At 42.5% G+C, this 956-nt stretch carries 1 protein-coding gene; it reads right to left on the bottom strand.

Annotated features, from left to right (window positions below):
• Positions 1-136 precede the first annotated feature (136 nt).
• Positions 137-943 (bottom strand): hypothetical protein, encoded by an 807-nt coding sequence (locus H5180_RS23310; protein ID WP_182759259.1) that lies wholly within the window; start codon positions 941-943, stop codon positions 137-139.
• Positions 944-956 lie beyond the last annotated feature (13 nt).

Below are 956 nucleotides of genomic sequence, written 5' to 3'. Positions count from 1 at the left end.
TAACAGCCACATCGACAGGCGAAGTAAACGAATTTGTTTATTGATTTTTAATTGACCGTCAATTTATAAAAACGGTCAAAAAAAACACTACTGCCTATTGACAGAGTTAAGGCTCATATGTGTTAAGTATTCAAAGTTATGGACACTTAGACGCCCAAATAGCATTGGCGGCTAGAGTTAGTTTGCATTGATCTTCTGCTTTAAAGACACCAGGGATTTCCCTACCACAAAATCGCTCATATTTTATGGCAGTATCTGAATGGTAATATAAACGGCAAGATGAAGATTCAGACGATTTTCTAACAGCGACCGAAGCGATGCAGTCTGCATCAGCTGCACAGAGGTCCTGGCACCCGCCATTAACTGATTCAAATATAGACATAGTTCCTGATTTAGCGATATATCCGCCCTCTAGCTCCCACCACCCTTCCTTAACGGTAACGCCATCTGAGTTTACGAAGTCTCGTAGGCTTATGCTGAGTAATCCATTGCTTGGGCTATCGCCACAGCTTAGAAGTCTATTGCCCGTACCATCGTCAAAAAAGTTTGTAGATATCATTCTTGTCAATGTACCGGTGGGGACTGTATGAGTACTGGATGGGCAGCCTACTGGATATATATTGTTTGCCGCTAAGGCCTCACACATATGCTGATGATTCAGTTCTACTGTCTGGTTTTGTTCAGGAGTAGCGGCGACAGCGCAATCATAGGCATTCCACAGACCATCTTTATTGATATCTTCATCGAGATCATTGACTCGGTCACCATTTAGATCCCAGCAATTAATGCCAGCTACACCTTGAGGCCCTGTAGCTCCTGTTTCCCCTGTTTCCCCTGTTTCCCCTGTTTCCCCTGTAGTTCCAGTATTTCCGTTATCACCTTCTAAAGGACACCCAGAAAGTAACGTTATCAAAGTTAGCGTTATAAATATTTTTGTTTTCATGAAAATTCCTTAG

Origin of the sequence: Pseudoalteromonas sp. SR41-4, from assembly GCF_014163985.1 — a bacterium.
Lineage (GTDB): Bacteria > Pseudomonadota > Gammaproteobacteria > Enterobacterales > Alteromonadaceae > Pseudoalteromonas > Pseudoalteromonas rhizosphaerae.
The sequence above is the reverse complement of the archived record's forward strand: the minus strand, read 5'-3'. Positions and strand labels throughout refer to the sequence as shown.